Origin of the sequence: Hominimerdicola alba 8 (genome assembly GCF_000178155.2) — a bacterium.
Taxonomy (GTDB): Bacteria; Bacillota; Clostridia; order Oscillospirales; family Ruminococcaceae; genus Hominimerdicola; species Hominimerdicola alba_C.
Genome location: NZ_ADKM02000062.1, coordinates 153,142 through 165,932 on the forward strand (window position 1 = coordinate 153,142; position 12,791 = coordinate 165,932).

Genomic DNA, 12,791 nt, shown 5'->3' on the forward strand with positions numbered 1-12,791 from the left:
GATATCCTGCGATCAATTATCCTTTTGTTTACCGCATTTTCAGCCGATGTGCTAAATGGATAGTCATATCTTATAATATCATTTTGCCATGATGATAAATACAATAGCGATACAGCTTTTAATTCACAGATTTGGCTGTAAGATCTTTGATATATGGGTTTTAAGTCGTATCGCTAAAAGCACCTGCGTCAGCGCGGGTGCTTTTTATCATGTGGAAGAAATTTCTGCCTGAACTTCATTCTGTCAAGCGCCGCCCCCATAAACAGGAAAAGCACAGCGCTCGCGGCTGTTTGTATGCAGTATGCGGGTGTCTGCCCGAAAGCTGCTGCTATGCCGGCGGAAGATATGCTGTCGGTCATGACTATGCCCTGATAAAGGCTGTAGCCGCAAACGCACAGCACCAGCGACGGCAGCAGCGCTATGATGTTTCGCGGAACGAGTATCTTATCGCCCTTTGAGGTGAAAAACAGCGTGGTCACCGCCTTGATGACCACCGTTGCAGGCAGCCATATCAGAAAACCGCTAAGACCGTCAGCCAAAGCACCGCCCACAGCGCCCGCAGCAGCCGCGTAAGGCGTTGGCAGCAGGCACGCCGTCATAAACACCAGACCGTCCCCTGCGTGGGTGTAGCCCGCCCCTGTCGGCACATGTACGTATGCCGTCAGCAGGTAGATAAGCGCCGCTGATATCCCCGAAAAGGTCAGGTATCTCAGGCGCAGTGTGGTATTTGTTCTTGCTATCGTAGTTGTCATGGGTACTCCTCTTTTCATATTGTTTTGGTATGAATACATTTTAGCAGAAGACCCGCAAAAAATCAAATCGGCAAAATCGTTCAGAAAAAATGGCAAAGCTGTGCATATCAGACAGCTTTGCCATTTAATTTTATCATAGTTAAGTTATATTTGTACCAAGCATGAAGCAAGCTGTTCTGCTTCGGATATACGACCTGTCAGACTGCACAGCGCATTTGTTCAAAAATGCTTTGTACCTGTGCATTAGGTAGAAACTCACATATCTGCAATGACTTTCTCCAGCAGGTCACCGAACTTTTTACCTGCCGCATCTGCCGCCTGCTTTACTTCTTCGTGCGATAACTGAGTCTGCGATATGCCCGCCGCCATGTTGGTGACCAGTGAAATGCCGCAAACTTTCAGTCCCATGTGTCTTGCGGCTATGGCTTCAACTGCGGTAGACATGCCCACTGCATCAGCACCCAGCTTTCCGAGCATACGCACCTCAGCGGGAGTTTCATAAGAGGGTCCCGTCAGCTGGCAGTATACGCCCTGTTTAAGGTCTATGCCCAGTTCTTCCGCCGCCTTGATAACGGCATTTCTCAGCACGCTGTCGTATACCTCAGACATATCGGGGAAACGTGTGCCGAGCCTGTCTATATTCCTGCCAAGCAGAGGATTAGGCACAAGTGCGGCGATATGGTCGGTGATAAGCATTATATCTCCGCCTTTGAACGACCTGTTTATACCGCCCGATGCGTTGGTCAGCAGAAGAGTTTCAGCCCCAAGCAGACCCATCAGTCTTGCAGGCATGACCACATCTTCCATCGGATAACCCTCGTAGTAATGAACTCTGCCCTGCATGATGACCACAGGTGTGCTGCCAAGATACCCGAACACGAACTGCCCCTTGTGACCCTCAACAGTAGACTGCGGGAACTCAGGGATATCAGCATACGGCACCTCAGAAACTATCTTCGCACGCGATGCGAAGTCGCCCAGCCCCGAACCGAGAACTATGCCGACCTTCGGGGTCAGCCCTGCCCTTTCAGCAACATACGCCCGCGCTTTTTCAAGTCTTTCTGTAATATCAGCCATTTTCATTATCCTCCTTATCTTTAGTGTTATCGTCCTTCATTGCCATTATCTCGGCAAGTATATCAGCCGAACTTGCTTCCCTGCGGTGACGTTCATGCTTTTTGAAAAGCCTTATGACTGCTACCACAACTGCCAGAATTATCGCCGTCACAAGCCCGATCACTGTGCCTGCCAGCAGATGCGGGTCTATCTTGCCCGCCTTTACGCCCCGTGTCAGTGCGCCAACGATGCCAAGTATCAGCGTCAGCAGCAGCATGACTATCATCATCATACCGATTCCGCGAAAACTATTCATATCCCGACCTCCCGCCTATCAAAAGCTGTATTCAACACTACAATATACCTTGCCTGTTTCATCGCGCAGGCAGACCACACAGCTGCCGTCACTGTCATACCTGTCAGCAATGACGATATCGCCACGCCTGACGGGATGCTTGTACTCGACCCTCAGCCGCTTTGCCGCGCGGCAGTCATCGACCAGTTCATCGGTTATATCAAGATATCTTGCGTTGTTGACATGGTCGTACATATCGATATCGCAGCGTCTTACAAGCACCTGACAGGTTATGGCAGGCGACTTGTCGGGCAGTTCTATCTTTCTGGGAAGATATTCCATATCCAGTTTTTCATAAGTTCTCACCTGCGCGATAAGGTCGGCAGAAACGCGCATGGGTCTGCCGTTTTTGAGGTCCATAAAAGCACCGCCTGCGATGGACTTCACGCAAATATCGCCCTTTTCGCCCAGTATCACAGTGTTTCTGAAACCGTACATACGGTTTAACTCGTATGTCCATGTTTTGGTATGTACATTCTCACCATAAGCAGGTCGCCTTACAATATCCACCTGCCTGTTTGTCAGGAACATCACGCTGCCTGTTTCCCTGAAGAAAGGTGCAAGTACAGGGTGATTCATCAAGTGCAGGTCGGAAGTGTCCTGCAAAAGGTCGATAAGTCCGCTGTTGCCTACCACACCGCCCTCACGCATCTGCGAGCAGTATATTTTTCTGTCTGTTTCGTACATATGATTCTCCTGTCTATATCGCAAAAGAGCAGCCTGCGGGGGCTGCTCTTTAAAACTATTCGTCGTTATCGTTGCTTTTGCCGCTGCCCACAGACGCATTGTTGCCGTAGCTGTAGCCGTAACCGTAGCCATAACCGTACTTATAGCCATATTTGTACTTGTAGCTGTACTTTCCGCCGTATTTGCCGCCTGTAACCGAAACGTTGTTGATAACAACGCCCAGCAGAGAGCCATCAGCCATTCTGACTGCTTCGATAGCCTCTTCCAGCGCATCGTAGGTGGACTGACCATGTTTTGCTACCAGCAGAACGCCTGCGATGGTATCCAGCAGTGTCAGCGCATCTGTAACGATATTTATAGGCGGAGTATCTATGATGATGTAATCATAGTGAGCCGCCAGCTGTTCCAGCAGCATCTTCATGTTGTCAGAACCCATCAGCTCAGATGGGTTAGGCGGTATAGGACCGCAGGTGACCACATCAAGATTTTCGATGACATCTGCGTGTACGACTTCCTTGAAAGAGTTCAGACCGCCTATCAGCGACGAGATGCCAACCTCGTTCTTGATATTGAACACCTTATGCTGAACAGGCTTTCTCAGGTCGCCGTCTATCAGCAGCACACTGTTGTTGTTCTGTGCCAGCGTGATAGCGATGTTGGCAGCAACAGTAGATTTACCTTCTGCCGCCAGCGCACTGGATATGGCGATTATATGGTTCTTCTTGGTCGAAAGTGCGAAAGAAAGGTTGGTTCTCAGGTTCTTGTAAGCCTCAGTAACAGGGAAAGCAACGCTTTTGTCCATCAGCGTCCTTCTTCTGGTACGTGTGTTTGATGACTGATTTTTCTTAATACTTGCCATACTTACTCGAACCTCCCTTCTCGTCCATGAAAATATCAGGTATCTCAGCAAGGACAGGCACGCCGAAACGTTCCTTTATCTCCTCACCGCTCTTGACAGTATTGTCAAAGAAGTTTGTAACAAGTATGATGCTGATCGAGATGACCAGACCTGCTACCAGACCGAGCAGCAGATATCTCATGATATTCGGACCGCTGGGCGATGTGGGGACCCTGGGCGGCGAAACAGTTTCAACGTAACCCGCCTTAGTGGTACGTATGATCATATCAGGTGCTATCTCGGAAATGTAAGAGCATATATCTGCCGAGAAATTCGGTACTTCACTGGTAACAGTGACCTGCAATACCTCAGTATTGTTAACTGCGGCGATCGTTATCAGACGCTTTATCTGACCCGTCGGGATATACTCCTTGCCCTTTTCGTCAGTAGCGACAGTGAAATAGTTGCGCAGATCCTCGATCTTATAGTCTTCCAGCAGTCTGTCAGATATCGCCTCGTATACCGAAGCATCATCGAGTATTACGATATATGTGGCAGCCAGACTTCGCGCAGTGTTGATATCCGCACCGTTTATCAGTTCGTTTTCATCATCGTCATCATGGGAGTTCCTGACACCGTTTGTAACATATATCTTTATGCTTGATGTGTACTGCAGCGGCAGTACGAACTTAGCGTAGCTGTAACCCGCCACACCTGCAACAACTGTAACAATGACGATCAATCTGATATGGGCAAGCAGTATGCCCAATATTTCCTGAACGCTTATCTCTTTCTCTTCCATGTTCCTGCAACACCTACCTGATCATATTTTTCCGCCGCTTTACCTGCGGCACAACATACTAACATTCTTTAATATTATACACTATACATCGTTTTTTGTCAACCGCATTAACGACAAATTTAGTCATGATCACGCATTTTTATTTTATGTTACCGATATATTGCTCAATTAAAAGCGCCTATTCTTCCAGCAGATCTTTCATCACCCACCCGACAGTGCCGTTATAGCTGGTGTAGACCCAGTCATTCCCGTCAGTGCCGACCGTTTCGCCCCAGCCCGATATCTCAGCGCCGTTGGGTATCTGTAATCTGATATCATACTGTTTTGACGGACCATAGCGCAGATTGAGGTATGTGGTATCGGAAACGACCGTAAATGACTTCTGCGACTTATAGCGCATGCTGTCTTCCATTTTGAACAGCGTGCTGCCCGCCGCAGCTGTGGTGGTGGTCTTAGTGGTCGTCGCTTTTGTGGTGGTAGTAACGGTCGCGGGCGAAGTGCTGCCGCCATCAAGATTTATGGTACCGTTTTTGGTGGTAGTGGTCTTCTCCTCGCTTACAGTCACCGCTGCTGCGGTGGTGCCGTTATGTTCGGGTATTGTGTAGAAAGTTTTTGCATCGGTGCGCTGTGTCGAGCGAATCTCTTCATCGACCTCATCGTCATCTGAACTATACAGTTCACTGTTTTTCAGCGAACCTGTCACTGTGGTGGTAGTCGTATATCCGCCGTCAAGCCCCTCATCGTCCACATCGACCTCGCCGCCTATATACACAGCTGTTTTGGTGGTATGGACAGTGCGCTTTGTAATTGTAGTTGTGGTAGTGAAGAGCGGTTCGGTATCCGATGAACTGCCGTCACCCACCTGACCGCAGCCTGCCAGCGCTGCCGCAGCCGCGATAAAAAATGCTATCCTGAAATTTTTACACATGATAGTCCTCCATAATAGATGTCCGAGTGCATAGCCGCACCCGCGATTTCTCTCTGTTTATCCTTTTATCTGAGCCGTCCGCCGCGCTTTTTTCTTTCTTATGCGGCAGAACATCTTTCTGTCCGGTATGCAGTTTTCCCCTAAAGTCCCGCTGTGATGCTGTGTCGGTCATACGCCCAGCAGTCTGCGGGCGTTGCCTGAAAATATCATCTCCCTGTCATCATCGGATAAATCCATACGCAGTATCTTATCTCTTATGACCGCAGGACTGTCCCACGGACAGTCGCTTGCGAAAAGTATCCTGTCAGCGCCGTGTTTCTTTATTATCTTCTCCATCAGTCCGTCTGCCACATAGCGCCCCGTGAACGCCGTGTCAAGGTAGACCTCACCGCCATGCCCTGCCAGCAGGTCAAGCACCTGCTGATGGCTGTCGTTGCCGCCCAGATGTGCCAGTATTACCTTCATGTGCGGGTGCTTTTCAAGCATGTTCAGCGCACCCGTCACAGTGCAGTGTATCAGCGCGGGCGACACCACATCGAACCCTGCGTGGAATATCACAGGCAGTCCCCGCTTCTCTATCTCGTCATACATAAAGTCTGCCCGCTCTTCATCGACCATATACCCCTGATAATCGGGGTGCAGTTTGATGCCGTGAAGCCCCAGCGCCTTGATGCGGTCTAACTCTTCGCACATGTCCTCAGCATCGGGGTGTACCGACCCGAAACTTATGAACCGCCCGCCGTCCTGTTCTGCGCACCAGTCGTTGAGTATCTTCTGCTGGGTGGGCTTTGTGGCGATGGGCAGCAGCACTCCCCTGTCAACGCCCCATTCATCGAACTTTTTCACCGTGTCCTCAATAAGACCGTTGGTCAGCGGTTCGATATCCGCCCGCTCTTTCAGCTGTGAAACAGCACGCTCGGCTATCTTGGGATTAAAGCAGTGTACGTGAAAATCTATCAACAAAAGAAATTACCTCCGCTAACAAAATCAGTCATATTATATCACAAATTCCCCGCCCGTTCAAGTGAAGTCACAGAACTTTCCCGAATTTCATACATATATCACACAAATCTGCTTGCATAAACTGAAAAAATGTGGTATAATTTGATAGAATGATAATTTGATGTGTATATCATGTGATCTGAAAGAAAATGCCGCAGTTAAAGTCCTCCCTGTTTCGATATTTCGTTATGATGCGAAAGTCAGCAGAACAGGTGCAGAAACTATAGCAATCCAACTGTTTAAATTCACAAAATCCAGTCGCAAAAGCTAGGATTTATGGGTTTTGTGACCGGATTTTGTCTGAATTTTAAGGCGGATTGCTATATGGCAGAGATTTTTTCATCAATGACATTCCATTTTTTATGTAACATCGGAGGAAAGTAAAATGGACAGTTTTAAGGAACAGATAATCAAAAAGGAAAATACGAGCCACGACAATATGCTGAGGTTTCTCATATCCTTCGCGGCAGTGGCACTGGGCTTCGGGGTGATAATGTTCACCATTTCAGCTATGGCGTACCTGCCTTTAGCAATTTTCATTGCAGGTGCCATCATCTACGGCGCAGTGCATCTTATGCAAAATCTGAACCTTGAATACGAGTATATCTTCACAAACGGCGACCTCGATATCGACAAGGTCATCGCCGCAAGAAGCAGAAAGCACCTCATCACCCTCAAAGTAAACGACGCCACCGATATTGGTGAGTATAAAGAGGGTGTAAGCGGCGGCGACAAAAGCGTTGTTCTGGCATCTGCGATGAACAGCGAACTGACCGACTGGTACATGGATTTCAAACATGCCGAATACGGCGAAACAAGGCTGGTCTTCACACCAAATGACGACATGCTGCGCGTTATAAAAACTCACCTGCCGCGAAATATCCGCAATAAGGTGAACATTCCCGACAAGCCCGAAGAGGACTTTGAGTAATGGCTGCCATTTCGGTAGGCACTGATATCGTTGAGGTCGGACGCATACGCAAAAGCTGTCAGCGCGACAGCTTTGTAAGAAGAGTATATGCCGCTGAAGAACTGGAATACTTTTCCGCAATGCGTGACCCGGCAGAGAGTATGGCAGGCAGCTGGGCTGCAAAAGAGGCTTTCAGCAAAAGTCTTGGCACAGGCGTGCGCGGCTTTGAACTGACTGAGGTCGCGGTGGTAAGGGATAAGCTGGGCTGCCCTCACCTGAAACTAAGAGGCAAGGCGAAAGCCATAGCCGAAGAACGCAGACTGGATTTTTCTCTTTCCATCTCCCACACCAAAGAGTATGCGACCGCAACGGTCATCGCTTTTGCAAAATAATAACGTACCCTATAGCAATCCAACTATTTAAATTCACAAAATCCAGTCGCAAAAGCTCGGCTCTATGGATTTTGTGACCGGATTTTGTCTGAATTTTAAGGCGGATTGCTATAAGTCCGCCCGAAATGCAAGGCGGCAAATATAAAAATATGACTATCCCTTTAGCACACCAACTAAAAATGCGGTAAACAAAAGGATAATTGAGCGCATCTGTATAGCCGCTGTTTTTGTGGTGTGTCAGCGGGATAACCACATGTAAAAATTCTGCCCATTCAGCCGACTATTCCGACATTAAGTGCGGTCTTCGGCGGGGCATGGGGCAGCACCCCATCACAGACAGGAGGAATGAATATGATAAAAGACAGGATACTCACCGTTGACCAGATGATAGCCTGCGAGCGCCGTTCGGAAGAACTGGGCGTACCCGCAAGTGAACTAATGGCGGCTGCGGGCGAAAAGCTGGCGGGGCACATTCTCAGCGAAACTATGGCTGACGGTCAGCCCGACACCCCTGAGGTCGTTATCCTCGCAGGCAAGGGCAACAACGGCGGCGACGGCATGGTCGCCGCAAACCACCTTTTCCGCAGCGGCATCAGCGTCAGGGTAGTGTTGTGCTGCGGCAATCCCGCCACAGAAACAGCACATGGCGCATTTGAAAAACTCAATAAAAGCATCGAGGTCATGTTCTATGACGGCGATACCACTCACGCATGGGCTAAGGCGATAAGCGAGAGCACCATAGTGGTAGACTGCATCTTCGGCACTGGCTTTTCGGGCGAGATAGGGCGCGAGTTACAGCCGCTTTTCATTCACCTGAACACATACGCAAGGCGCGTCATCGCCTGCGACATACCATCAGGCGTAGATGCAAGAAGCGGTCAGGCAGGCGTGCTGGCAGTGACCGCCGACATCACCGTGACGATGCACGCTAAAAAGCTGGGCATGCTGCTTTCGCCCGCAAAGTATTTCTGCGGCAAAGTTATCGTTGATGACATCGGCATACCCGCCGCCGCCAATACAGGCGACCCGCTGATGGAGAATGAGATATACGCTAAGGCAAGCATGCTCAGCGATGAACAGCTTGGCAAGAAGTTTTTGACCTCACGCAAACCTTGGGCGCACAAGGGCACTTTCGGCAAGCTGGTATGCGTCTGCGGCAGTGACAGATATGTGGGCGCGGCAGGCATATCTGCAACGGCGGCACTGCGCATGGGCGTGGGTCTGGTCGAGGTATGCAGCACCGAGAACGTTGTGCGTTCACTTTCCGCGAACCTTTATGAGTGCATTTTCAGCACCATGAAGTCTGACGACAGCGGCTGTATGACTTCTGACAATGCAGAAGAGATACTTTCAAGGCTGGAGGACGCTAAGGCACTGCTGGTGGGCTGTGGTCTTGGTCACACCCCCGAAACCGAAAAGCTGGTAGCTGAACTTGTTGAGAAGTCCCCTGTGCCTGTGATACTCGATGCGGACGGCATAAATTCGCTGGTGCCGAATATAGATGTACTGTTGAAGAAAAAGTCAACGGTGATACTCACACCTCATCCCGGCGAACTGGCGAAACTCTGCGGCGTATCGCAGGAGGAAGTCCTGTCAGACAGGCTGAGATACGCCTACGGACTATCCAAAAAGTACGGCATCACCATAGTTTCCAAGTCATCTGAAACAATAGTGTGCTGTGCTGACCGCACAGAGGTCATAACAGCGGGCAACACCGCGCTGTCAAAGGGTGGTTCGGGCGATATGCTGGCAGGCATGATAGCCTCGCTTACAGCCCAGACCAAGCGTTCTTCGCTGATAAACTGCATACTCGCCTGCATGGTAATGGGCAGGTGTGCAGAGGTACTCAGCACAAAGCGTTCCGAGCGGGGCATTCTCACAAGAGATATCCTCGCATACATGCCGTTCTTCCTGAAACACCTTGAAAGCGGCGAGGAGTAAGTTATCACCGAAATACAAACGGCTCTTCTTCATCGGAAGAGCCGTTTTCTTTTTGGAGGATAAGCATGAAAGGAAAAATTTTGCTGTTCACAGCCATTCTGACCGCCGCAGCTGTTGCAGGCTGCGCCGCCGAAACGAAGTCGGTCAAGCCCGAAAAAGTCAGCGATAAATTTGACAAGACTGCCGAAATGACCCTGAACGGCAGGGACTACACCGCCCATCTGCGGCGCGGCGGCGAAGATATCTGGGAGTGCGAGTTCACTCAGCCGGACTGCATCGCAGGACTTAAGCTGACCACCGACCTTACGGGCTGTATGATGACCTACAACGGGCTTGAATACCTAGCCGACCGTTCAGACCTGCCCGAATACGCCCTCATGCCACAGCTGACCGCCGCACTTGACGATGTCATAGCAGGCAGGAATGTCAGCTGTACCGAAGGCAAGGACTGCCTCACCGAAGTCGGGCAGAATTTCACAGCAAGCGTCAGAAAGGGCGAGATAACCTCGCTGGAGATAGCAGGTCAGCTGACAGCGAAATTCAAATAACAGCCTGCGCTGACCTCTATCCCCACCAACAAGGCAAGCCCCACCCGCCCGCCCACGACTTTCCCACCCCCATAAAAAAAGACCTGCGGCACACGCCACAGGTCTTTATATCATCTATTACTTTTCAAGAACTACAGTGCCGTCCTCAGCATACTCAATGATGCCGTCAGAGTCAGCGTCAACCAGTTCTTCTTGCTCGTAAGAAGCACCGCCCGGTATAGCACCCTCAGGGACAGCGATAACGTTGCCTGCATCGTCCTCAAATACGATGTCAGCAATGTACAGGTCGATATCGCTCTTAACTATCCAGCTCATGATGGTGGTGTAGTTGGTTTCATACTCGTGGTTGAACTTAGCCTTGTCCTTAAGACCGATCCTTGCGGAAGTTACGCAGTGAGCCCACTGGTTGCACCAGCCCTCGCCCTGATCGGAAGCCATATCGTATGTGCCCATGTTGCCGTTCCATGCGCCGTTGTTGTTGGTACCCATAGCGCCGCCGTACCAGCCTACAGTTATCGGGCCAAGACCGTCATCATAAACAGCCTGCTCGTTAGCGATAGCTACCAGTTCTACCTTTATGTTGAAGATGTTGTCCATCAACTCAGGCTGAGCCGCAAACAGCTTGTTCATATCTACCTTGATCTTGAGGGTCTTGTGACCGTTGTTCTCTTCGTCAGCGGTATCATAGATCTCCTCATCGCACTTGAGCATCGGAACGCCTGCAACTTCCTGTACCGAGAAGTTTATCTTAGCTTCGTCGCCGTCGTAGCCCTCTTCACCGGGCTTAACATCTTCCGAATCCTCATAGAAGCAGGAGATTATGCCTGTAACATCGCTGTCAGGCGCAAACTTTACAGATGCGTTGTCGATATCCTCCAGCGAATCAGCTATAGCTGACAGGGGCTTCCAGTTGGAATTGTCAACTGCGGGAGCCTCATCTTCCTCAGCTGTTGTTTCAGCGGGAGCCTCACTCTCAGCAGGTGCTTCACTCTCAGCAGGTGCCTCAGTTTCAGCGGCAGTGGTGGTGGTAGTAGTAGCCTCAGCCTTAGACTCACTGCTGTCAGTTTCATCACCGCATGAAGCGAACATCAGAGCCGACATGGTGAGTGCCAGTGTCATAGCAAGTACTTTCTTCATTTTCAGTATCCTCCATTAAAATATTTCACGGAGCATCGCCCCGACCTTATTTACCTAAGTATTATAACACTTTTGCGCTTTCATTTCAATGTCAGTTTTGCACAATAATACGCCGATTTGCCGCACTTTTTGTACGGAAAACGTTTACAGCAAGGGTATAAAAAGACCTCCGCATAAAGCAGAGGTCTTTGAAGTTTCAGTTTTTAAAAGAAATTACTTTCTCTTGGAAACAACTGCTACAGCGCCAGCCAGTGCCAGACCTGCCAGTGCCAGACCTGTGGTAGCACCTGTAGCCTGGTTGGTGTTGTCAGAAGCAGCTGCGGAAGAAGCTGCTGCGGAAGTGGTGGTGGTAGTTGTAGTAGTCTTGGTTGTGGTAGTAGAAGCCTTGCTGCTATCTGCTGCCTTGCTGCTGTCAGCCTTGCTGCTGTCTGACTTGCTGTCATCAGCCTTGCTGCTGTCTGCTGCCTTGCTGTCGTCAGCCTTGCTTTCACCTGCGGACTCAGTCTTGCTCTCAGTGTTTGCAGCTGCCTCAGCCTGCTGCTCGGAGAACCACTTAACATCCTGATCGAAGTCAAGAGAATTGATGGTCAGACCGTTGTTGCCGACCTGAACGATGATTCCGTCAAAGCCTTCCTCAGCGCTGGCATTGTCATAGATAGTGTTAACAATGCTTGCAGGGATCTTAACAGTAACGCTGCTCAGCTCGGTGTTGTATACCTGCAGCCAGCCGTCGTTCTGCCAAGCATAATCGCAAGTATTGCCGTCAGCGTCAAGACGGTTGCCGTCCTCATCTGTATCCTTGCTGCTCTCTGTCCAGCCCTCAGGTGCTTCGTCAGCAAACAGTGGCTCCCAGCCGTTAGCGTAGCCGACCTTGAACGAGCAGAACTTCTCTTCCTTAGCCTTATCAGTCCAGTCGAAGTTGATGGTCATAGACAGGTCGCTGTCCTTAGTCAGAGAACCGCCCCAGACGATATCATTATCTTCCTTGCCCTCAGCGTTTGTGTACTTAGCAAAGCCGTCCCACTCCTTAGCGGAAGGGTTAGCAACTGTCAGTGTATTCGCACTTGCGGAAATTACCATAGCAGATGCAATAGCCATAGCGGACATGCCTGCAAAGATCTTAGAAATTTTCATTATGATCTCCTCCAAAATTTCAGTTATATTCCGGAACCCGAACCTCTTCAAATTCCTAATTTAAAGTATATCAGCATTTCAGCCGATTGTCAAGTATTTTGCACGCGGAAATTTCACCCAGCCCCCAAAATTTATCACAAACTTTTCACACCTAATTTGTGCAACAGCCACAGAAAACGATTTCATATCTCTATGGATATGATAATACTTATAACTATATAAGATAATTATATAAAAAGAACAGGCAGTTTATCCGTGAAGTTCCTGCCTGTTCTTTAATGATGATCTTATGCTGTTGATGCCAATTTA

General features: G+C 49.6%; 14 protein-coding genes. 4 read left to right on the forward strand and 10 right to left on the reverse strand.

Annotation, left to right across the window (positions count from 1 at the left end; all coding sequences use genetic code 11):
* Window positions 1-188 precede the first annotated feature (188 nt).
* The 8 genes from CUS_RS06065 to CUS_RS06100 form a co-directional block, all read right to left on the reverse strand.
* Entirely contained in the window at window positions 189-752 is a 564-nt protein-coding gene (locus CUS_RS06065; protein ID WP_002848282.1) for a TIGR04002 family protein, read from the reverse strand.
* Window positions 753-1,007: 255 nt separating this feature from the next.
* Window positions 1,008-1,829 carry a purine-nucleoside phosphorylase gene (locus CUS_RS06070; protein ID WP_002848195.1) on the reverse strand — a complete coding sequence of 274 codons (822 nt, stop codon included), beginning with the start codon at window positions 1,827-1,829 and terminating at the stop codon, window positions 1,008-1,010.
* Window positions 1,822-2,124 carry a GlsB/YeaQ/YmgE family stress response membrane protein gene (locus tag CUS_RS06075; RefSeq protein WP_002848294.1) on the reverse strand — a complete coding sequence of 101 codons (303 nt, stop codon included), beginning with the start codon at window positions 2,122-2,124 and terminating at the stop codon, window positions 1,822-1,824. The genes CUS_RS06070 and CUS_RS06075 overlap by 8 nt, the downstream gene beginning before the upstream one ends.
* An 18-nt stretch (window positions 2,125-2,142) precedes the next feature.
* The gene (locus CUS_RS06080) at window positions 2,143-2,850 is read right to left on the reverse strand and encodes an acyl-[acyl-carrier-protein] thioesterase (RefSeq protein WP_002848615.1); all 708 of its coding nucleotides are present in this window, start codon (window positions 2,848-2,850) and stop codon (window positions 2,143-2,145) included.
* A gap of 55 nt (window positions 2,851-2,905) precedes the next feature.
* Complete coding sequence (locus tag CUS_RS06085) at window positions 2,906-3,709, reverse strand: CpsD/CapB family tyrosine-protein kinase (RefSeq protein ID WP_002848416.1); 804 nt, start codon at window positions 3,707-3,709, stop codon at window positions 2,906-2,908.
* Window positions 3,696-4,490, reverse strand: coding sequence for a YveK family protein (locus CUS_RS06090; RefSeq protein WP_002848533.1), 795 nt, complete (start codon window positions 4,488-4,490; stop codon window positions 3,696-3,698). The genes CUS_RS06085 and CUS_RS06090 overlap by 14 nt, the downstream gene beginning before the upstream one ends.
* 178 nt (window positions 4,491-4,668) lie before the next feature.
* Window positions 4,669-5,418: an SH3 domain-containing protein gene (locus CUS_RS06095; RefSeq protein WP_002848354.1), complete on the reverse strand. Its 750-nt coding sequence runs from the start codon at window positions 5,416-5,418 to the stop codon at window positions 4,669-4,671.
* A 168-nt stretch (window positions 5,419-5,586) separates the two neighbouring features.
* Window positions 5,587-6,381, reverse strand: coding sequence for an amidohydrolase family protein (locus CUS_RS06100; protein ID WP_002848469.1), 795 nt, complete (start codon window positions 6,379-6,381; stop codon window positions 5,587-5,589).
* Window positions 6,382-6,805: 424 nt separating this feature from the next.
* Between CUS_RS06100 and CUS_RS06105 the strand changes: the two genes are divergently transcribed.
* The 4 genes from CUS_RS06105 (at window position 6,806) to CUS_RS06120 (ending at window position 10,211) form a co-directional block, all read left to right on the forward strand.
* The gene (locus tag CUS_RS06105; RefSeq protein ID WP_002848499.1) at window positions 6,806-7,351 is read left to right on the forward strand and encodes a DUF6106 family protein; all 546 of its coding nucleotides are present in this window, start codon (window positions 6,806-6,808) and stop codon (window positions 7,349-7,351) included.
* Window positions 7,351-7,722 carry a holo-ACP synthase gene (acpS, locus tag CUS_RS06110; protein ID WP_002848253.1) on the forward strand — a complete coding sequence of 124 codons (372 nt, stop codon included), beginning with the start codon at window positions 7,351-7,353 and terminating at the stop codon, window positions 7,720-7,722. The genes CUS_RS06105 and acpS overlap by 1 nt, the downstream gene beginning before the upstream one ends.
* A 351-nt stretch (window positions 7,723-8,073) precedes the next feature.
* A complete protein-coding gene (locus tag CUS_RS06115) occupies window positions 8,074-9,663 on the forward strand; it encodes a bifunctional ADP-dependent NAD(P)H-hydrate dehydratase/NAD(P)H-hydrate epimerase (protein WP_002848585.1) in 1,590 nt (529 codons plus the stop codon).
* 65 nt (window positions 9,664-9,728) lie between these two features.
* The gene (locus CUS_RS06120) at window positions 9,729-10,211 is read left to right on the forward strand and encodes a hypothetical protein (protein WP_002848502.1); all 483 of its coding nucleotides are present in this window, start codon (window positions 9,729-9,731) and stop codon (window positions 10,209-10,211) included.
* Between the two features lie 117 nt (window positions 10,212-10,328).
* Here the strand turns inward: CUS_RS06120 and CUS_RS06125 are convergent, their stop codons facing one another.
* Together CUS_RS06125 and CUS_RS19760 are read right to left on the reverse strand one after the other, a co-directional pair.
* Window positions 10,329-11,348 carry a hypothetical protein gene (locus CUS_RS06125; protein ID WP_002848296.1) on the reverse strand — a complete coding sequence of 340 codons (1,020 nt, stop codon included), beginning with the start codon at window positions 11,346-11,348 and terminating at the stop codon, window positions 10,329-10,331.
* Between the two features lie 213 nt (window positions 11,349-11,561).
* Complete coding sequence (locus CUS_RS19760; RefSeq protein WP_002848359.1) at window positions 11,562-12,482, reverse strand: NPXTG-anchored protein; 921 nt, start codon at window positions 12,480-12,482, stop codon at window positions 11,562-11,564.
* Between the last annotated feature and the right edge of the window lie 309 nt (window positions 12,483-12,791).